This is a genomic window from Qipengyuania sp. B-5 (assembly GCF_056857815.1).
Genome location: NZ_JBSXNU010000047.1, coordinates 1 through 18,826, shown reverse-complemented (window position 1 = coordinate 18,826; position 18,826 = coordinate 1). Strand labels below are relative to the sequence as shown.

The 18,826-nt window shown below is 59.8% G+C and carries 20 protein-coding genes; 14 read left to right on the top strand and 6 right to left on the bottom strand.

Going from position 1 to position 18,826, the window contains the following annotated elements; all coding sequences use genetic code 11:
- Window positions 1–3: 3 nt before the first annotated feature.
- From AC13CE_RS08640 to AC13CE_RS08625, 4 genes are all read right to left on the bottom strand, one after another.
- On the bottom strand, window positions 4–690 hold the full coding sequence (locus AC13CE_RS08640) for a peptidylprolyl isomerase (protein ID WP_221540527.1): 687 nt from the start codon (window positions 688–690) through the stop codon (window positions 4–6).
- Window positions 691–774: 84 nt separating this feature from the next.
- On the bottom strand, window positions 775–1,287 hold the full coding sequence (gene coaD / locus AC13CE_RS08635; protein ID WP_221540529.1) for a pantetheine-phosphate adenylyltransferase: 513 nt from the start codon (window positions 1,285–1,287) through the stop codon (window positions 775–777).
- On the bottom strand, window positions 1,287–2,177 hold the full coding sequence (locus AC13CE_RS08630) for a polyprenyl synthetase family protein (protein ID WP_221540588.1): 891 nt from the start codon (window positions 2,175–2,177) through the stop codon (window positions 1,287–1,289). The genes coaD and AC13CE_RS08630 overlap by 1 nt, the downstream gene beginning before the upstream one ends.
- 21 nt (window positions 2,178–2,198) lie before the next feature.
- On the bottom strand, window positions 2,199–2,453 hold the full coding sequence (locus AC13CE_RS08625) for an exodeoxyribonuclease VII small subunit (RefSeq protein WP_221540531.1): 255 nt from the start codon (window positions 2,451–2,453) through the stop codon (window positions 2,199–2,201).
- A gap of 142 nt (window positions 2,454–2,595) precedes the next feature.
- Between AC13CE_RS08625 and AC13CE_RS08620 the strand changes: the two genes are divergently transcribed.
- The 4 genes from AC13CE_RS08620 to AC13CE_RS08605 all read left to right on the top strand — a co-directional run bounded on the left by AC13CE_RS08620 (window position 2,596) and on the right by AC13CE_RS08605 (window position 6,647).
- A complete protein-coding gene (locus AC13CE_RS08620) occupies window positions 2,596–3,276 on the top strand; it encodes a hypothetical protein (protein ID WP_221540533.1) in 681 nt (226 codons plus the stop codon).
- A gap of 49 nt (window positions 3,277–3,325) precedes the next feature.
- On the top strand, window positions 3,326–5,572 hold the full coding sequence (gene purL / locus AC13CE_RS08615; RefSeq protein ID WP_221540534.1) for a phosphoribosylformylglycinamidine synthase subunit PurL: 2,247 nt from the start codon (window positions 3,326–3,328) through the stop codon (window positions 5,570–5,572).
- On the top strand, window positions 5,573–5,980 hold the full coding sequence (locus AC13CE_RS08610; protein WP_221540536.1) for a DUF3052 family protein: 408 nt from the start codon (window positions 5,573–5,575) through the stop codon (window positions 5,978–5,980). It begins immediately after the preceding gene.
- A 70-nt stretch (window positions 5,981–6,050) separates the two neighbouring features.
- Window positions 6,051–6,647: a nitroreductase family protein gene (locus AC13CE_RS08605; RefSeq protein WP_221540538.1), complete on the top strand. Its 597-nt coding sequence runs from the start codon at window positions 6,051–6,053 to the stop codon at window positions 6,645–6,647.
- Between the two features lie 4 nt (window positions 6,648–6,651).
- On the opposite strand, the gene AC13CE_RS08600 is transcribed toward AC13CE_RS08605, so the two are convergent.
- Complete coding sequence (locus AC13CE_RS08600; RefSeq protein WP_482972154.1) at window positions 6,652–7,485, bottom strand: Coq4 family protein; 834 nt, start codon at window positions 7,483–7,485, stop codon at window positions 6,652–6,654.
- A gap of 59 nt (window positions 7,486–7,544) precedes the next feature.
- Window positions 7,545–8,429, bottom strand: a complete 885-nt coding sequence (gene serB / locus AC13CE_RS08595; RefSeq protein WP_221540542.1) for a phosphoserine phosphatase SerB — start codon at window positions 8,427–8,429, stop codon at window positions 7,545–7,547.
- Here serB and miaA point away from each other — a divergent pair.
- The 10 genes from miaA to AC13CE_RS08545 all read left to right on the top strand — a co-directional run bounded on the left by miaA (window position 8,422) and on the right by AC13CE_RS08545 (window position 18,549).
- Window positions 8,422–9,375 carry a tRNA (adenosine(37)-N6)-dimethylallyltransferase MiaA gene (gene miaA, locus AC13CE_RS08590; protein ID WP_221540544.1) on the top strand — a complete coding sequence of 318 codons (954 nt, stop codon included), beginning with the start codon at window positions 8,422–8,424 and terminating at the stop codon, window positions 9,373–9,375. The two genes, serB and miaA, sit on opposite strands and share 8 nt — an antisense overlap.
- 94 nt (window positions 9,376–9,469) lie before the next feature.
- Window positions 9,470–11,218, top strand: coding sequence for a biosynthetic-type acetolactate synthase large subunit (ilvB, locus tag AC13CE_RS08585; RefSeq protein ID WP_221540546.1), 1,749 nt, complete (start codon window positions 9,470–9,472; stop codon window positions 11,216–11,218).
- Entirely contained in the window at window positions 11,218–11,514 is a 297-nt protein-coding gene (locus AC13CE_RS08580; protein WP_221540548.1) for a hypothetical protein, read from the top strand. The genes ilvB and AC13CE_RS08580 overlap by 1 nt, the downstream gene beginning before the upstream one ends.
- A complete protein-coding gene (gene ilvN / locus AC13CE_RS08575) occupies window positions 11,514–12,029 on the top strand; it encodes an acetolactate synthase small subunit (RefSeq protein WP_221540550.1) in 516 nt (171 codons plus the stop codon). The genes AC13CE_RS08580 and ilvN overlap by 1 nt, the downstream gene beginning before the upstream one ends.
- 97 nt (window positions 12,030–12,126) lie before the next feature.
- Complete coding sequence (gene ilvC / locus AC13CE_RS08570) at window positions 12,127–13,161, top strand: ketol-acid reductoisomerase (RefSeq protein WP_221540590.1); 1,035 nt, start codon at window positions 12,127–12,129, stop codon at window positions 13,159–13,161.
- Window positions 13,162–13,270: 109 nt separating this feature from the next.
- On the top strand, window positions 13,271–13,915 hold the full coding sequence (locus tag AC13CE_RS08565; RefSeq protein ID WP_221540552.1) for a YceI family protein: 645 nt from the start codon (window positions 13,271–13,273) through the stop codon (window positions 13,913–13,915).
- Window positions 13,916–13,987: 72 nt separating this feature from the next.
- Window positions 13,988–14,596: a DUF4329 domain-containing protein gene (locus tag AC13CE_RS08560; RefSeq protein WP_482972153.1), complete on the top strand. Its 609-nt coding sequence runs from the start codon at window positions 13,988–13,990 to the stop codon at window positions 14,594–14,596.
- Window positions 14,593–15,741, top strand: coding sequence for an alpha-hydroxy acid oxidase (locus AC13CE_RS08555; protein WP_221540556.1), 1,149 nt, complete (start codon window positions 14,593–14,595; stop codon window positions 15,739–15,741). The genes AC13CE_RS08560 and AC13CE_RS08555 overlap by 4 nt, the downstream gene beginning before the upstream one ends.
- A gap of 180 nt (window positions 15,742–15,921) precedes the next feature.
- The gene (gene leuA / locus AC13CE_RS08550) at window positions 15,922–17,601 is read left to right on the top strand and encodes a 2-isopropylmalate synthase (protein WP_221540558.1); all 1,680 of its coding nucleotides are present in this window, start codon (window positions 15,922–15,924) and stop codon (window positions 17,599–17,601) included.
- Between the two features lie 132 nt (window positions 17,602–17,733).
- Window positions 17,734–18,549: a hypothetical protein gene (locus AC13CE_RS08545; RefSeq protein WP_221540560.1), complete on the top strand. Its 816-nt coding sequence runs from the start codon at window positions 17,734–17,736 to the stop codon at window positions 18,547–18,549.
- The last annotated feature ends 277 nt before the right edge of the window (window positions 18,550–18,826 follow it).

Sequence of the window (18,826 nt, the reverse complement as noted above, 5' to 3'; positions counted from 1 at the left end):
AACTCAGTTTTCGTTCGACGCGTTCAGATCGTCGAGAGTGACTTCTTCTTCCATGACCGCAGGCGCAGCAGCCGGCATCGGTGCCGGAACCGGTTTGTTATCCGAGGCGAGCGAAGCCTGAAGGATTCGGGTGGGATTGGCAGGAGGTTCGCCGCGGTTAATCGCGTCGACCGCATCCATATTGGAGATCACCCGGCCGAAGTTGGTGTATTTCCGATCGAGACTGAAACGCGGATAGAACACTACAAAAAACTGACTGTTCGCGCTGTCCTCACTTGCCGCGCGAGCCATCGCGACGGTGCCGCGGACGTGCGGCATCGGATTGAATTCTTCCTCGAGATCGGGAAGCTCGCTACCGCCCTGCCCGGTGCCGGTCGGATCGCCGGTCTGCGCCATGAAACCGTCGATCACGCGGTGGAAGATGACGCCGTCGTAGAAGCCCTGGCGGGAAAGCGTCTTTATCCGCTCGACATGATTGGGTGCCCAGCTCGGCATAAGGCGGATGCCCACACGCTCGCCATTCGACAAGTCGAGGAAAAGGATATTCTCCGGATCCTCCTGCAGATTGTAGTTGATCGGCTGATATATGGGTTGCGCCGCAGTTTGAGCCTCGGCGTCCTGCGCAATCGCAGCTATCGGGGCGAACGCCGTGAGAGCGGCAGCGGCAAGGGCAAGCGAAGACTTGAGCATCGAAAATTCCGTTGAATTATCCTGTATGGAGCCCGCCCTAGCGGGGAGGCGCTGTCGGTTCAATGAATGGTTTGCCGGCCCGCCTCAGTAGTCCCCCAGACGCCCATTTTCTTCCACCCGCACAATCACATCCTCGCAAACTTCCGGGCTTACGAAAGGCGCGATATCGCCGCCGAAAAGGGCGATTTCCTTGACCAGTCGCGAAGCAATCGGCTGGAGCGAGACATCGGCCATAAGGAAGACGGTCTCAATGTCGTCGTCGAGCTGCTGGTTCATGCCAGCCATCTGATATTCATATTCGAAATCAGCGACGGCGCGGAGCCCCCGGATCAATACGTTCGCGCCCATCTTCTGCGCGAATTTCACCAGAAGGGCGTTGAAACCCACCACCTCGACATTGTCGAGGCCCATGCCGGCGATTTCCCGCTTCACCATGGCAAAGCGTTCCTCGTTCGAGAACATAGGGTTCTTCGACGGGTTGGTGGTCACACCTATGATCAGCTTGTCGACAAGCTTGCTGCCTCGCCGGATGATGTCGGCATGGCCAAGTGTGATGGGATCGAACGTCCCCGGATAGATGCCGATGCGTTCAGCCATCAGTGGTCCCTCTTCACGACGAAATGCGCTAACTCGACAAGCACGCGTGCGTCCTCTCCGTAAGCAGACAGATGTTCTCCTGCCTGCCCCACCAGCATTTCGGCCTGTGCACGGGCCTTATCGCGGCCCATTAGCGTAACGAAAGTTTGCTTGCCCTGGCCAGCATCCTTACGCAGTGCCTTTCCGGCTTTCTTCTCGTCGCCTTCTACGTCGAGCAAGTCGTCGGCAATCTGGAAGGCGAGGCCGATGTCACGGGCATAGGCACGCAGATGCGTGCGGCCCTCAGGTGGAACTCGGCCAAGGATCGCACCCATTTCTACGCTCGCCGCGAGCAAGGCCCCGGTCTTGAGCTGCTGGAGGCGCGTTATCTGCCGCAGGTCATATTCTTGCTCATCGGAAACGATGTCCATCATCTGACCACCTGCCATTCCCTCATGCCCGCTTGCCCGAGCAAGCGTTGCAATCGATTCGGAGCGAACGAAGGGATCACTGCAGGTGCCCTGCATGGATAGGATATCGAAGGCGAGCGCGTGAAGACAATCGCCAGCCAGTACGGCTGTCGCTTCGTCATAAGCCTTGTGAAGCGTCGGCTTACCGTGGCGCAGGTCGTCGTTGTCCATGCATGGCAGATCGTCATGGATCAGCGAATAGGCATGGATCGCCTCGACAGCGCATCCAGTGGCGACCGCGGCATCGCGGTCCACACCGAATAGCTTTGCGGTCGCGCAGACCAGCAAGGGGCGTACGCGCTTACCACCGCCGATCACGGCATAGCGCATCGCTTCCACGAGTGTCGCACGCGTATCTTGCGGTACCGGAAGAAACGCATCGAAAGCCGCGTCGACATCGTCCTGAACCTGATCGAATGCCTCGGACAGCACGTCGGGCATCGTTGTCATGACATTCACGCCTCAGACTTCCGCATCGAAAGGCGCTGTACCGGTAGGCTTGCCTTCGCTGTCGGATACGATCTTGTCGATCTTCGCCTGCGCTGCATCCAGGCGCGCCTGGCAAGCTTTGCGCAATTCTTCGCCGCGCTCATAAAGTTCGATGCTCTCGTCGAGTGGAACATCGCCGCTTTCAAGCCTCCGCACGGTGACTTCCAGAGCGCGCAGAGCTTCTTCGAAGTTCATTTCGCCGATCGGTTTGTCTTGACCCTCTGCCATAGCGGTGGAGCATTGACGGGGCGCGGTCGCGCGGTCAAGAAGGCGCGTCGGATGGGGAGCGGATATGACGTGGATTGTTGCCTACATTGCCGCAGCAGACATCGTTACAGTCGTGGTGAGCGGGATCGACTGAGGTAACAACATGTTCATCGGTCATTTCGCCCCTGCCCTGGCCGCCCGCGCAATCACCAGCGAGGCACCAAAACTAGGTACACTGTTTATCGCGGCACAATTGCTGGACTGGGCATTCTTCATCCTTTTCCTGGGTGGGGTCGAACAGATGCGATTGGTGCCGGGGATCACGGCGATGAATCCATTCGATTTCTACGATTATCCGATTACGCACAGCCTCGTGGGCACGCTGGTTTTCGCAGCGGTGTTCGGGCTGCTCGTGGCGATGAGGATGCGCAGCTCCATCGCTGCAAGCTGGGCTGCCATCGTGGTCGCATCGCACTGGCTGCTGGACTGGATCAGCCACAGGCCGGACCTGACCCTGGCAGGAGGCGAGACAACCTTCGGCCTCGGCCTCTGGAACCATCCGCTCGCTGCCATCGGAGCCGAACTGGCGATCGTGGGCCTCGCATTCTGGGCGTACATGGCGCGCACCAAGGGGCCGATCGTGCCTCCCATAATGCTACTGGTCACCATGCTGGTATTCCAGGCTATCAACTGGTTTGGTCCGGAACCCACCGATCTCGGCGCGCCATTCATCCTGCTAGCCCTGTTTGCCTTTGCCGTGCTGACCGCAATTACCTTCTGGGTCGGATCGACCCGGTGGCACAGGAACGAGCTCGGCCTTAGGGTAGCCAGCCCGCCGATCTGAGCCGCATGGATATTGCACCAGCGCGCCCCGCACCGTAAGGGCGCGGGCCATGAGCGAAATCGAGCAGAAGATCACTGGTGACATCGTCGCCCAGCACGGACTTTCCGAAGAAGAATACGAGCGAGTCCTTCACGCTCTGGGCCGCGAGCCCAACCTGGTAGAACTGGGCATCTTCTCGGTCATGTGGAGCGAACACTGCTCTTACAAGTCAAGCCGCCTGCACCTGAAGAAACTGCCGACAGAGGCGCCGTGGGTTATCTGCGGTCCGGGCGAAAACGCGGGCGTGATTGACATCGGTGACGGTCAGGCTGCCATCTTCAAGATGGAGAGCCATAACCATCCGTCCTATATCGAGCCTTATCAAGGAGCAGCGACGGGCGTCGGCGGCATCCTCCGCGACGTCTTCACCATGGGCGCGCGTCCGGTGGCGAATGCCAATGCGCTGCGCTTCGGTCGTCCGGAACACCCGAAAATGAAGCACCTCGTACAGGGCGTCGTCGCGGGCATCGGCGGTTATGGCAACTGCGTAGGCGTGCCGACCGTTTGCGGCGAAACCAATTTCCACCCGGCCTATGACGGCAACATCCTCGTCAACGCGATGACAGTGGGCGTCGCCGATGCAGACAAGATATTCTATTCGGCCGCCACCGGTGTCGGGAACCCCATCGTCTATGTCGGCTCAAAAACAGGGCGCGACGGAATTCACGGCGCTACCATGGCCAGTGCCGATTTCGAGGAAGATGCCGACGCCAAGCGCCCCACCGTGCAGGTGGGCGATCCCTTCACCGAAAAGCTGCTCATCGAAGCCTGCCTCGAACTCATGGCGACCGATGCCATCGTCGCCATCCAGGACATGGGCGCCGCGGGCCTTACCTCCTCCAGCGTCGAAATGGCGACCAACGGCAAGGCGGGTATCCGCCTTGACATGGATAAGGTCCCCTGCCGCGAAGAAGGCATGACGCCCTACGAGATGATGCTGAGTGAAAGTCAGGAGCGGATGCTCATGGTCCTGAAGCCCGGCAAGGAAGAGATGGCTGCAGCAATCTTCGAGAAGTGGGAACTCGATTTCGCGGTGATCGGCGAAGTCACGGATACGCAGCACATGGTGCTCGAGTTCGGGGGCGAAGTGGTGTGCGACATCCCGCTCGGCCCGCTTGCGGCAGACGCACCCGAATATGATCGGCCCTATCTCTCTAAGGAAGAATACACCGCCTGGGCCGGTATCAAACCGATGACCGAACGACCGGACACGGACGATGTTGGCGGCGATCTGTTGAAGCTGCTTGCATCCCCCAACCTGTCCTCACGCAGATGGATTTCGGAGCAGTACGATAGCCAGGTCGGGGCTGACACGCTTCAGACCGGCGGCGATGCGGGCGTGGTCCGTGTGCACGGAACGAAGAAGGCGCTGGCGATCAGCACCGATTGCACCCCACGCTATGTCCACGCAGATCCCTATGAAGGGGGCAAACAGGCGATTGCCGAAGCATATCGCAATCTCTGCGCAGTGGGCGCGCGCCCGCTGGCAGTGACCAACTGCCTCAACTTCGCCAACCCGCAGCGCCCCGAGATCATGGCCCAATTCGTCCATGCTCTGGAAGGTATGGGCCGCGCCTGTCGCGTGCTCGATTTCCCGATCGTAAGCGGCAACGTCAGCCTCTATAACGAGAGCAAGGCAACGGGCGGCGGCAGCGCCATCCTGCCTACGCCAGCCATCGGCGGTGTCGGCCTGATCGACGATTACGACCACATGATGACCATGCCCTTCAAGGCCGAGGGCGAAGCTATCTATCTCATCCACGCTGAGGAATGGGCGACCGCCGATCCCGAGCGTTCGCATCTCGGTAAGTCCCTGTGGCTGTCGGAAATCCACGGCCGCGATGAAGGTCGTACCCCGCCCACCGACCTCACGGTCGAGAAGAACGCAGGCAGGATTGTGCTCCAGCTGATAGCCGATGGTCTCGTCAACGCGGTCCACGACGTGTCGGATGGCGGCCTGGCCGTTGCATTGGCCGAGATGGCCATGGCTGGCGGCATCGGTGCCGAGGTCGAGTGGAACGAAGAATACTCCAAGGCCGCATGGTGGTTCGGCGAAGACCAGGGCCGCTACGTCGTGACCGTCCCAGATACGCAGGCGCTCAACGAAGCACTCGCCAAGGGCACCGAGAACGACGAGACCGCCTCGGTCGGCTTCCGCCGTATCGGCAAGACCGGCGGCACAACACTGTTCGGCAAGTCGATTGACGAAATGCGCACCGCACATCGCAGCTTTTTCGACAATTGGATGGAAGCCTGAATGGCGGCCGGATATTCCGGCACGCCGCTGGCGAAGAAGCTTTCGCTGCGTGACGGGCAGCGCGTATGGTTCGATGGCATGCCAGAGCACGTCATCGACGAGATCGACGAATATGCGCTCGAACTGACCTTCGTGGCCGCGCCGGAAGACGCACCCGATGCCGCGCATATTTTCGTGACCGAACGCGCAGCAATGGCGGAAAAGCTGGCCGTGCTACGCGAAAGCATGGCGAAGGACGGTCAAGTATGGGTGAGCTGGCCAAAACGAGCGTCCCGGGTCGAAACCGATATTACCGAAGACGCCGTCCGCGAGATGGCGCTGCCGATGGGCCTAGTCGACACCAAGGTCTGCGCGATCGATGATATTTGGTCTGGCCTAAAGCTAGTTATCCGCAAGGACCTGCGATGAGGGACACGAAGCGCGCCACTATTCGCTCGAGCGACTAACGGATCAGGAGTCCATCGCGCGTGCCCGGGCAATGCGTGACCGGCTGAAACAGCGTCGCACCTGTCGCTATTTCTCCGACGAACCAGTCCCGCGCGAAGTGATCGAAGCTGCCATCGAGGCCGCCGGTACCGCACCGAATGGTGCAAACCACCAGCCATGGCATTTCGCTGTCGTCTCATCGCCCGACAAGAAGCGTGCGATCCGATTGGCGGCGGAAGAGGAAGAACGAAATTTCTATGCCGGGAAGGCGAGCGAGGAATGGCTTGATGCACTTGCCCCGCTAGGTACCGACGAACACAAACCCTTCCTCGAGTCCGCGCCTTGGCTGATCGTCGTCTTTGCCCAGCGTAAAGGCGGAATCGAGGAAGACGGCACCACGCAGAACTATTACGTCACCGAGAGCATCGGCATCGCATGCGGTATGCTCCTCACAACGCTGCACGAAGCCGGGGTGGCGACGCTGACCCACACCCCCTCGCCCATGGGTTTCCTACGTGAGATTTGCGACCGGCCAGAGCATGAAAAGCCGCTGATGGTAATCGTGGTCGGACATCCGGCCGAAGGTGCGACCGTCCCCGAACGCGCACTAAAAAAGAAGCCGCTGGAACAGATCGCTAGCTGGCTCTGAGAACCTACGCGGCGAGCGCCTCATCGTCTTTCTTGGGGGCAAGCAGATCGTAGGGATCGATGCCTTCTTCGCGCCAGATGCGGTGACATTCACGGTACCAGTGCGGCTCGGGAATGTTCAGTTTCTCCCTCGCTTCCTGCAGATCCATCGCCAGTAGTTCACGGATGGACATGGCAACCAGCGGCGGACAGGCAACGCCCGTTTTGTGTGCCTGGCGGCATGCCTTGAACACCGGCGCGCGGCTGTCGATCATCTTCTTGATGTTGAAAGCACCGGCGTAACCAATCAGCAGATGGCCGTGGCTTGGACTCTGACCGTGGGTGAAAAGCAGGACACATTGCTCACCCAGTCCATCGCGGCCGTATCCGGTAAGCACATGCATCAGATCGTGCGTATCGCGCGACCGGTTGGCGAACCATTCCACGAGATCGCCGTATTTCGGACGGCCAAGCTTGTCCGCTTCGGCGACAAGCCCCGCGGCTGACAGGCCTTCGCTCTCCATGAAATCGCAATATGCATGGGCGACGCTGCCTTGCGGCAAGGCTCGCAGCGCGTCGTGATCATCGAGAATGGGAGGCAGGATCGGCTCGGTCGCCCGGAGCATTTCGCCTTGCTCGCTCAAGGCCAGCTTGCGCACGCGTGGAATGAAACTCTTCGACGGCAGCGATTCGAAGATTTTGAACACATGGCTCGTCTCTTCCTTATCCTTCAACAGGTCTCGAAAATGACCATACGCCTTGGGCAGGGAATACTTCGGCTCGGGCCTCCGCGGATCACGCAGCAGTGTTCCGTCACGGGCGCACTCGATATCGGCAGGAAGAGGGGTCTGGATGTTCATTTGGCGGCTCTACTGACAATGATGTCAATATATCATTATCGGTTCCAAAAGAAAACCGACTATCCAGTCACCCATTCTTTCTGCGGGATTCCAAGCAGTTTGAGTATCACGCTCAGATCCTCGCTCACGATGCGCCCGGTCGCCGCCTCGCGTGCCTTCGGCTTGGCACGATAGGCGACGCCGTAGTCGGCTGCCGCCATCATCGGGATATCGTTGGCACCGTCACCCGTCGCGAGTACGCGCGCGCCATCGCCCAGTTTTGCGCGTTCTTCCTGCAGGGTGGCGAGCTTGGTCGAAGCATCGCTCACCGGGCCCGCGAGTTTACCGGTCAGGACGCCAGTCGAAACGGCCAGCCGGTTCCCGACTACGCGTTCGAAACCAAGTTGCTGCGCGACGCGGTCGGCAAAATGGTGGAAGCCCCCTGTCACAAGTACGGTGCGGCAGCCTTTGCTTTTAAGCGTCTCAACCAGAGTGCGGGCACCCGGAACCGGAGCGATCCGCTCGGCGAGGCAATTGTCGATGGCCCGTTCGCCGAGACCTTCCAGAAGTGCGACGCGTTCGCGCAGCGCGCTTTCGAATTCCAGTTCTCCACGCATGGCACGCTCGGTTATTTCGGAGACCTTGTTCTTGATTCCTGCGAAATCGGCCAGCTCATCGATGCACTCCTGCCCGATCATGGTCGAATCCATGTCCGAAACAAACAGGCGTGGAATCTCGATTTCGTGATCGGCAACCAGCAGGTCGACTTCACCGAAATGTTCGGTGAGAGTATCAACTATTTGCCTCGTCTCGCCATGCGGTAAGGATATCTGGAGAACGTCCCCGCAGAAATCCACCATGCCAGCCATGGCGATCGGCATACCTGCCTCATCCAGCGCCTTGCCCGCCGCATCGAGGCGGGTTTCCAGACTGTTCGCCTCTGCTATCAGCCGGGCGATGATCATTGATAAATCCCCTGATTTGCCACCGCTCGCGCTCATCGCAGGGCCGACCGCCAGCGGCAAGAGCGATTTGGCGGTGAAATTGGGACAACGGATAGAGGCACAGGGTCGGAAGGCGGTGGTGATCAATGCCGACAGTGCACAGGTTTATGCCGATCTGCGTGTACTTTCCGCCCGGCCCGGAGAAGAGGAAATGGGCGAAATCGAGCACCGGCTATTCGGTGCATGGGATGGAGCGGATGCTTGCTCGGCCGCAGACTGGGCGACAGCAGCGAAGCGCGAGATCGCCGAGCTGCATGCAGAGGGTGCGGTGCCGATCCTGTGCGGAGGCACCGGTCTCTACATGCGCACACTGCTCGAAGGCATCGCGCCTGTACCCGGGATCAAGCCGGCGATACGTGAACAGGTGCGTGCACTGTCGCAAGTCGATGCCCGCGCGGCGCTGGAGATTGAAGATCCGGAAGCCGCCGCCCGCCTCGCCTCCGCCGATGCCTCGCGGACTACGCGCGCGCTCGAGGTCATTCGTTCGACGGGCCGAACGCTCAAGGACTGGCAGGCCAGAAAGACCGGTGGGATCGGCGACGAAATAGCGCTTTACCCATTGGTGCTGCTGCCAGAACGCGAATGGCTTTACGAGCGTTGTGACAGGCGCTTTGCGATGATGTTGGAACATGGGGCAATCGAAGAGGTCGAAGCCTTGCTTGCGCGCAATCTCGACCCTGCGCTGCCGGTGATGCGGGCGATCGGTGTGCCCGAGATCGCGGGCCTGCTGCAAGGCGATCTATCGCGGGCTCAAGCCATCGTCTCTGGCCAGACTGCCACGCGCCAGTACGCCAAGAGGCAATATACCTGGTTCAGGAATCAGCCGCCGGAATCATGGTCGCGTGATGATAACAAAACTATCGATGAATACGATATTTTTGTTTCATTGTTGCGCCGGATGAGTTGACAGCAGATATTTCGTTTCTCATACGGAAGATCCAGTCGGCCCGGCGCTACGACCCCAGCGCCGGGCCGATTTGTGACTGAAAACGGAGGAATACGTGTCGGAAGAGCGCAGCGGCGCCGCCATATTGATCGAATGTCTCAAGCGGCAGGGGGTCGAATTCGTTTTCGGCTATCCCGGCGGCGCGGTGCTACCGATCTATGACGAACTCTTCGCCGACAACGATATCCGCCACATCCTCGTCCGCCACGAGGCTGGCGCAGCCCATGCGGCGGAGGGCTATGCGCGTTCAACCGGGAAGCCCGGCGTGGTTCTGGTCACCTCCGGCCCCGGAGCGACCAATGCAGTGACCGGCATTGCCGATGCCTACATGGATTCCATCCCCATGGTGGTGATCACCGGCCAGGTTCCAACCGCGCTGATCGGGACCGATGCCTTCCAGGAGGCCGACACGGTCGGCCTCACCCGCCATTGTTCCAAGCACAATTACCTTGTGAAAGACCCGGAGCGCCTGCGCGCGACTATCGAGGAAGCCTTCCGCATTGCCACGACTGGTCGCCCCGGCCCGGTGGTGGTGGACATTCCCAAGGACGTCCAGATCGCGCTCGCCTCTTGGAGCGAGCAAGACGAAGCGCCCCTGCCCTCGCATCGCTACCAGCCGCGTATGGTCGGCGCGGCGGATGAAATTGCCGAAGCGGTGGAAATGCTTGCTGCGGCGGAGCGCCCCGTTTTCTATACCGGCGGCGGCGTCATCAATGCAGGCCTGCAGGCATCCCAGACACTCCGCAAGCTTCAGCATGCGACCGGCGCTCCGGTGACCAGCACCCTTATGGGCCTCGGCGCATTCCCGGCAGACCATCCCGATTGGCTCGGCATGCTCGGAATGCACGGCACCTATGAAGCCAATATGGCGATGAACCGGGCCGATCTAATCATAGCAGTGGGCGCGCGCTTCGATGATCGTGTGACCGGCCGCCTCGATGCTTTCGCGCCGGATGCCAGGAAGATCCACATCGATATTGACCGTGCGAGCATCAACAAGATTGTCCCCGTCGACCTTGGCATAGTAGGCGATTGCAGCCACGTGCTTGAACAGTTGCTCGAGGCGTGGGGTGGCCGGAAACCGCGCAACCTAAGCGAATGGAAGGCTCGCATCCTTGGTTGGAAGGCACGCGATTGCCTTGCCTATCCGGAACGCAGCGACATGATCATGCCGCAGAAGAGCATCGAACGCCTCTTCGCGCTGACGAAGGATCGCGATCCGATCATTACTACGGAGGTCGGCCAGCACCAGATGTGGGCGGCGCAGTATTTCGGTTTCACAGGGCCTAACAAGTGGCTCACCAGCGGGGGGCTCGGCACGATGGGCTATGGCCTGCCCGCCGCAATCGGCGCGCAGCTGGGCAATCCCGACAGCCTCGTCATCGATATCGCGGGCGAGGCGAGCATCCAGATGAATATCCAGGAACTGGGCACCGCGAGCCAGTTCCGCCTGCCGGTCAAGGTATTCATCCTCAACAACGAATACATGGGCATGGTCCGCCAGTGGCAGGAACTGACCTATGAAAGTCGCTATTCGAATTCCTATTCTGATAGCCTCCCCGATTTCGTGAAGCTGGCCGAAGCCTATGACTGGAAAGGCATCCGCATCGAGGATGAAAGCCAGCTCGACGCTGGAATCGAGGCCATGCTCGCGCATGATGGGCCGGTGATGGTCGATTGCCAGGTGGCGAAGGAGGCAAATTGCTTCCCGATGATCCCCAGCGGCGCGGCACACACCGACATGCTGCTCTACGGCGATCAGGTGGGCGGCACGATGGACGACGAAGCGAAGGCACTCGTGTAATGGTTATCTCGAAAGAACTCCCTGCGGCACTCGCCGCCAAGGCCCAGCGTCGCAACTGGTATACGCGCGAGAATGCCGAACAACTGCTCGACTGGATCGAAGAGACGGGCCAGCGTTTCCTCGGCGTCGATGTTGCGCAGGAACAGGATGACGGCAGCTGGCTGCTGATCGACGAGGGCCTCGACCTCAGCCGCCAGACCGAGAATTTCGAAGCCGTGCGTCGCGGCCGTCAGTTCATCACCGAATATGACGGCAAGGGCCGTATGTTTGCGCCTGTATGGCAGGATCGCGGATAATGAAGATCGCGCAGCAAGCCAGCGAGCGGCACGTTCTCAACGTGATCGTCGATAACGAGGCAGGTATCCTTGCGAAGATATCCGGTCTCTTCACTGCACGCGGCTACAATATCGACAGCCTGACCGTGGCGGATATCTCGGAAGACCATGCAATCAGCCGTATCACCGTGGTGACACGCGGGCCGGAACCGGTGATCGACCAGATCCGCGCCCAGCTGGAACGGCTGGTGCCGGTACACAGGGTGATCGACCTCACCGAAAGCGGCGCGCATGTCGAGCGCGAGCTGGCGCTGGTGAAGGTAGCCGGTAAGGGCGAAGCGCGCGTCGAGGCGCTGCGTATTGCCGAACTGTTCCGCGCCAGTGTCGTCGACACCACCACCCAGAGCTTCGTGTTCGAGCTTACCGGTTCACCCGACAAGGTGGACAGTTTCATCGCCCTGATGCGCGAGCTCGGCCTTGTGGAGGTTGGCCGTTCGGGGATTGTGGGAATGATGCGCGGGCCGAGTGCCGAATGAAATCAACGTCATCCCAGCAAAAGCTGGGATCGCTTTCAATTAGGGTGCAACAGAACGCACCCATCCCGGCTTTCACGGGATGACGAGTGAGGTGAGTATGCAAGTCTATTACGATGCCGATTGCGACCAGCAGCTGATCAAGGACAAGAAGGTCGCCATTGTCGGTTATGGCAGCCAGGGCCATGCCCATGCCCAGAACCTGCGCGACAGCGGGGTCGGCGAAGTTGTCATCGCGCTGCGCGAAGGCTCCGCCACGGCGAAGAAAGCCGAAGGTGCGGGCTTCACCGTGAAGACCGTTGCCGAGGCAGCCGAATGGGCGGACGTCCTCATGATCCTGGCACCCGACGAGCACCAGGCCGCCATCTATGCAAACGAGATTTCGGGCAAGATGCGCCCCGGCACCGCTCTTGCCTTCGCGCACGGTCTCAATATCCATTTCGGGCTGATCGATCCGCCCGCCGATGTCGACGTCATCATGATCGCCCCAAAAGGCCCCGGCCACACGGTACGCGGCGAATACATCAAGGGCGGCGGCGTGCCCTGCCTCATCGCCGTCCATCAGGAATCGAGCCAATCGGGGGGCAACGGCTTCGCCAAACAGCTTGCCCTTTCCTACGCCAGCGCAGTCGGCGGCGGCCGTTCGGGCATCATCGAGACCGACTTCAAGGAAGAATGCGAAACCGATCTCTTCGGCGAACAAGCGGTGCTGTGCGGCGGGATAACGCATCTCATCCAGGCCGGATTCGAGACGCTAGTCGAGGCCGGATACGCGCCCGAGATGGCCTATTTCGAGTGTCTCCACGAAACCAAGCTGATCGTCGACCTGCTCTATGAAGGCGGCATCGCCAACATGCGCTATTCGATCTCGAACACCGCCGAATACGGCGATATCAAAACTGGTCCGCGCATCATCACCGACGAGACCAAGGCCGAGATGAAGCGTGTCCTGAAGGACATCCAGTCGGGTCGGTTCGTGAAGGATTTCGTGCTCGACAACCAAGCCGGTCAGCCCGAACTCAAGGCCAGCCGCAAGGCCGCTGCTGCGCATCCAATCGAACGGACTGGTGCACAGCTCCGTGCCATGATGCCATGGATCGGTGCCAACAAGCTGGTCGACAAGGACCGGAATTGACGACTGGGGATAGGAAAATCGGTCAGTTTCATCACAATTTTCGCCCCCCGTGGTAGGAAGCCCGCGGCTTAATTGCTTTCGACAGGCAGATACCAACGGGAGACTACGCGTGAACAAGTCGATATTGGCCCTTGCCCTTGCTGCCAGTGGAACGCTGGCGATCACCTCCATCTCTGCACAGGAGCAGCCGCAAATTCCCGGTGCAGTCGATGTCAGCCGTGTAGAGGCGGGGAATTATGCCCTCGATCCCGCGCATACGCTGGTAAGCTGGCAGGTCAGTCATTTCGGCTTCAACGACTATTTCGGCCTGTTCGGCGACATCGAAGGCACGATGACGCTGGACCCCGCCGACATCGAGGCCACGCAGTTCGACATCACCGTGCCGATCACCAGCGTGGCCATTCCGAGTGAAGGCCTAAAAGACCATTTGCTGCGTCCGGGGGCTGATGGCGCAGAGCCCGATTTCTTCGGCGCAAATCCCGAACCGGCGCGTTTCGTTTCGACTTCGGTCCGCCGCACCAGCGAAACGACCGCCATTGCTTCGGGACAATTGACCATGAACGGTAGCACCGGGCCGGTCACGATGCTGGTGGAATTCACCGGTGCCGGTCAAAATCCTATGAGCGAAGCGCAGACAGTCGGCTTTCATGCACGAACAACCATTGATCGCACGGATTGGGGCGTAAACTACGCCGCGCCCATGGTGGGCAGCATGGTCGATTTGGAAATCAGCGCAGCTTTCGAGCGACAGTAGCGATAGGAAAACGCAGACTGGACGACAGTTTCCAGATGTATTTCCCGGTCGACAACTGATCTATGCTCCCCCATGAATACGCCCATGGGGGAGCCATCTACGACCAGAATCCTTTACACTGTCTGCGCTCTCGCCTTCACGATTATCCTGTTCAACCAGCTTACTCGTGAGCGACCGCCCGCTTATGAGCGCGTGTCCAGCACCGACGAACTCTACCGTTACGCCCGCTCTACGCTGGCTAGCCTTCAAGAGAGATCGATCGCCAACAACCAGGAATATTGCGGCGTCATCTTCGAAGACGAACGTGGCAATCTCCAGACTTCGAAAATCTACGAAGGAGAGAGCGCCACATGCGACCTCGACTGGGGCGTCCCGCTAGGCAGCCATGTCGTCGCCAGCTTCCACACGCACGGGGGCTATGATGCCGATTTCGATTCCGAAATGCCCTCGGTCGAGGATCTGGCCAACGATATCGATGCGCGGATCGAAGGTTTCATTGCCACCCCAGGCAGACGCATCTGGCATGTCGGATGGAAGAACGAAGCGGTCACCCAGCTATGCGGCGAAGGCTGCCTGAAGCAGGATCCCCGTTATGACGATGCACAGGAAGAAAGGATTGCTCTCACATATACTTTCGATGACTTGCAAGCCCGCGAGGGTTACGTCACGAAATCGGAGTGAAGCTTTCCGACTGTCATAACATCGAAGATTTCCGCCGACTTGCAAAGGCGCGCCTGCCTTGGCCGGTGTTCGACTATATCGACGGCGCAGCGGATGACGAGATAACGAAGGCCAGAAACACGTCTGCTTTCGACGATGTTGACCTCGTGCCCGATGTACTGGCGGGTGTTGAAAACATCGACACGAGTTGCACGATCATGGGGCGCCGCAGCGAATTGCCGCTGGTCCTCAGCCCGGCCGCATTGCAACGCGCCTTCCACCGTGATGGAGAGCGGGCGGTTGCGAAGGTGGCGGAGAAATTCGGCGTCTGGTTCGGAATCTCCAGCCTTGCGACGCATTCGATCGAGGAAATCGCCGCTCTCACGGGCGCGCCGAAGCTGTTCCAGCTGTATGTTCATAAGGACAGGGGGCTCAACGCGTCGATGATTGATCGTTGCAAGGTCGCCGGATTCGATGCCCTCGTGCTTACCGTGGACACCATAGTTTCCGGCAAGCGCGAACGGTGCCTGCGATCGGGTTTTACCACACCGCCACGCCTCTCCCCCTCATCCCTATGGAGCTATGCCACCCGGCCACGCTGGACCCTGGATTATGTTCTCGGGCCGAAATTCCGCCTCCCAAACCTCGACGGATACGTCAGTGAGGGAACAGGCAAGGCGGTAAGCATCCAGGACTATTTCAACACCATGCTCGATACCGCGCTGGATTGGAACACCGCCGCGAGCATAAGGCGCGAGTGGGGCGGGACCTTCGCGCTCAAGGGCGTGATGAGCGCAGCCGACGCACGCCGCGCAGTCCAGATCGGCGCGGATGCGATATGGATTTCCAACCATGGCGGAAGGCAGCTGGATGGCAGCCGCGCACCTATCGACCAGCTTGCGGAAATCTTCGACGAAGTCGGCGGCGAGATCGAGATTATTCTCGACGGCGGCGTGCGGCGCGGTACGCATGTCCTGAAAAGCCTATGCCAGGGCGCGACGGCGGCCTCGGGCGGGCGTCTCTATCTCTATGCCCTGGCCGCAGCAGGGCAGGAAGGCGTCGAGCGGGCGCTGCAGATCCTCAGAGAGGAAATCGAGCGCGGCATGCGCCTGATGGGCGTGACCGGTGTGCAACAATTGAACCTCGACAGGCTAAGGAAAAGATGATTTCGCAAACTGCCGCTTGAACTGGCGGCAAGATTGCGCAATGCAGCATGGCATGACCCGTATCGGACTAATTCTGCGACTTATCCGCCCTTGGGCGTGAAATTGGCGTGCCATCCGGGTGCGCCGCGCACCCAAGGGCCGTCGAACCTGTAGCAGTCACCCGATACGAGTACTCCTGAAATGACCATGCTCCGCGATCCGAGCGTCAAATACTCGCCTTTCCCCCAGGTCCCGCTGACCGACCGGCAGTGGCCCACACGCACCATCACCGCCCCACCCCGTTGGCTCAGCACCGATCTTCGTGACGGCAATCAAGCAATTGTCGATCCGATGGACGCGCACAAGAAGAACCGTTTCTTCGATCTACTTGTCGAAATCGGTGTGAAGGAGATCGAGGTCGGCTTCCCCAGCGCGGGCGCGACCGAGTTCGATTTCATTTCCGGTCTCGTGCATTCAGGTCGCATACCCGAAGACGTGATAGTGCAGGTCCTTACCCAGAGCCGGGAGGACCTGATTCGTACCAGCTTCGCGAGTCTCACCGGCGCGCGTGCGGCGATCGTCCATCTCTATAACGCGGTCAGCCCCGCCTGGCGCGAAGTCGTCTTCGGTATGAGCAAGGAGCAGGTGCGCGATATCGCGGTTCACGGCGCCAAGGTCATGCGTGACGAGGCGGGCAAGCAGCCCGGTACCGACTGGCATTTTCAGTACAGCCCGGAGACCTTCTCCACCGCCGAGCTCGATTTCAGCCTCGAGGTCTGCGAAGCGGTGATGGAAGTACTCGCGCCCACACCCGAGCACCCGATCATCCTCAACCTGCCCGCTACTGTCGAGGCGGCGACACCCAATATCTACGCCGACCAGGTCGAATATTTCATCCGCAACCTGCCCAATCGCGAAAGCGCGGTCATAAGCCTGCACACGCACAACGATCGCGGGACCGGTGTGGCTGCAGCCGAACTGGCACTGATGGCCGGTGCCGACCGGGTGGAAGGGTGCCTGTTCGGAAATGGTGAACGTACCGGCAATTGCTGCCTCGTGACCATAGCGCTCAACATGTACACGCAGGGCATCGATCCGGGCCTCGACTTCTCCGACATCGACCGCGTCATCGAGACGGTCGAATATTGCAACCAGATCCCTGTCCACCAGCGCCATCCGTATGGCGGCGAGTTGGTCTACACCGCCTTCTCGGGCAGCCACCAGGACGCGATCAAGAAGGGCTTCTCTGCGCACGAGGTCCAGAACGACCCGCACTGGCGCGTGCCCTACCTCCCCATCGATCCGGCCGATCTCGGCCGCAGCTACGAGGCGGTTATTCGCGTCAACTCGCAGTCCGGCAAAGGCGGCTTCGCTTGGGTGCTCGAACAAACCCAAGGGCTCAAGCTCCCCAAAAAGATGCAGGCGGATTTCAGCCCGCACGTCCAGCATATGGCGGACGAACTAGGCCGGGAACTCGGCGCAATCGATATCTGGGAGGCATTCAAACAGGCTTATCATGTCCAGACCGACAACAAACATTTCCAGTTGGTCGATTACGAAGAGCGCCGTGCCACCGACGGGACTCGCCTGTTCAGCGGAACTATCGCGGTCGAAGGACGAGAGCAGTCCGTCGCAGGCCGCGGAAACGGCCTCATCTCATCAGTTCTTTCCACCATCGAGGAATCCTTTGGCCTCAGTCTCGAGATCGTCGACTATACCGAACACGCACTGAGCACCGGTAGGGATAGCCGCGCAGCGGCCTATCTTGAGTGCCGCACTCCGCAGGGAGCAACCATATGGGGTGTAGGGATCGACGAAGACATCGCGACCGCCAGTGTACGCGCCGTAGTCGGCGCGGCCAACTCGGCTGTCGAAAAATAGGATCCCGGCTCGGACGAATCCATTATCGAAGCGCGGTTCTGCCGGGCTCTACAACCCATATGTGTTTCCCGGTCTGAAACGGTCCGAAAAAGCTCTTTTGCGTTTCGTTGCTTTTGAGTTAACCTTGCGGGCATGGGCGAGACTGGGGGTACCGCGCACGCATATGTGGTCAAGGCAGAGGAACTGCCCGCATTGTATTATCTGGATGAAACGCACCCGCGACCTTCCCGGTTGGAATGGATCAATCGCGGCACCAACCAGAAGCTGCGCCGCACCACGATCGAGATGCTGCTGCGTACGCTGTTTGCCAAAGTCCAGACAGCCAGTGTCCAGAAACTTCATGACTCTGCCGGTTTGCGGGCCAGCTTCCGCAACGAGCGTGAACGGGATCGCTTTTCAAAGGCCTTCCAGAATGCGCGGAATGAATTGAACCGCGAACGCGAACATCTGGTCACAGCCGTCTTCGACCATTCCGATGCGGCCAATCGCGCTGTTGCGATCCTCAGCGTAGAAGGAGTGCCGGATGAATCCATTTCCATGCTCTGGCGGGCCAGCGAATATCTCGAAGAAAAGTATGAGCGCGCGACAGGATACAGTCCGGGAAGCGTAGCGGGCGCAATTACCGGTGCCGGGGTGGCCGGAGCCATGCTCGGAGTCGGTATCCTGATGATACCCGGTTTTGGGCCAGTCGCGGTAGCAGGCGCGATTGCAAGCTCTTCGATTGCGCCGGTCGCTGCGGTCAGTAGCGTCATCGGCGCGACAGGAGGAGCGATTGCCAAGATGCTGACCGACCATGATGTCGACGGGGTCGCTGCCACTCTCTACGAACGCGAAATCAAACGTGGGAAAATTTTCGTCTCGGTCAACACCCAAACCGATGGGGTCGACAAGGCACAGGTCCGTCGCTTGCTGATCTCACAGGGCGGACATGCGCCGGAAAGCGGATAACCCGTCGTCGTCCTCCGACCGAAAATTTTAAGCCCCTGGGTGGACAGGTCAAAGGCGATACAAGAAGCAACTCCAGGTCCTCCCGCATTATCAGTGGATTTTTTCACGGTGACATGTTCCAAAGACCCCAGATTACCTAGGCCGTAAACTCATAAATTGACTTGCGCGGCGCGGGCGCGGTTGATTCAAGGCTTCGGGAAGGAGCTTTGGATGACGCGTCGTAGATTTGAACTGACCGATGATGAGTGGCTGGTGATCGAGCCGTTGTTGCCGAACA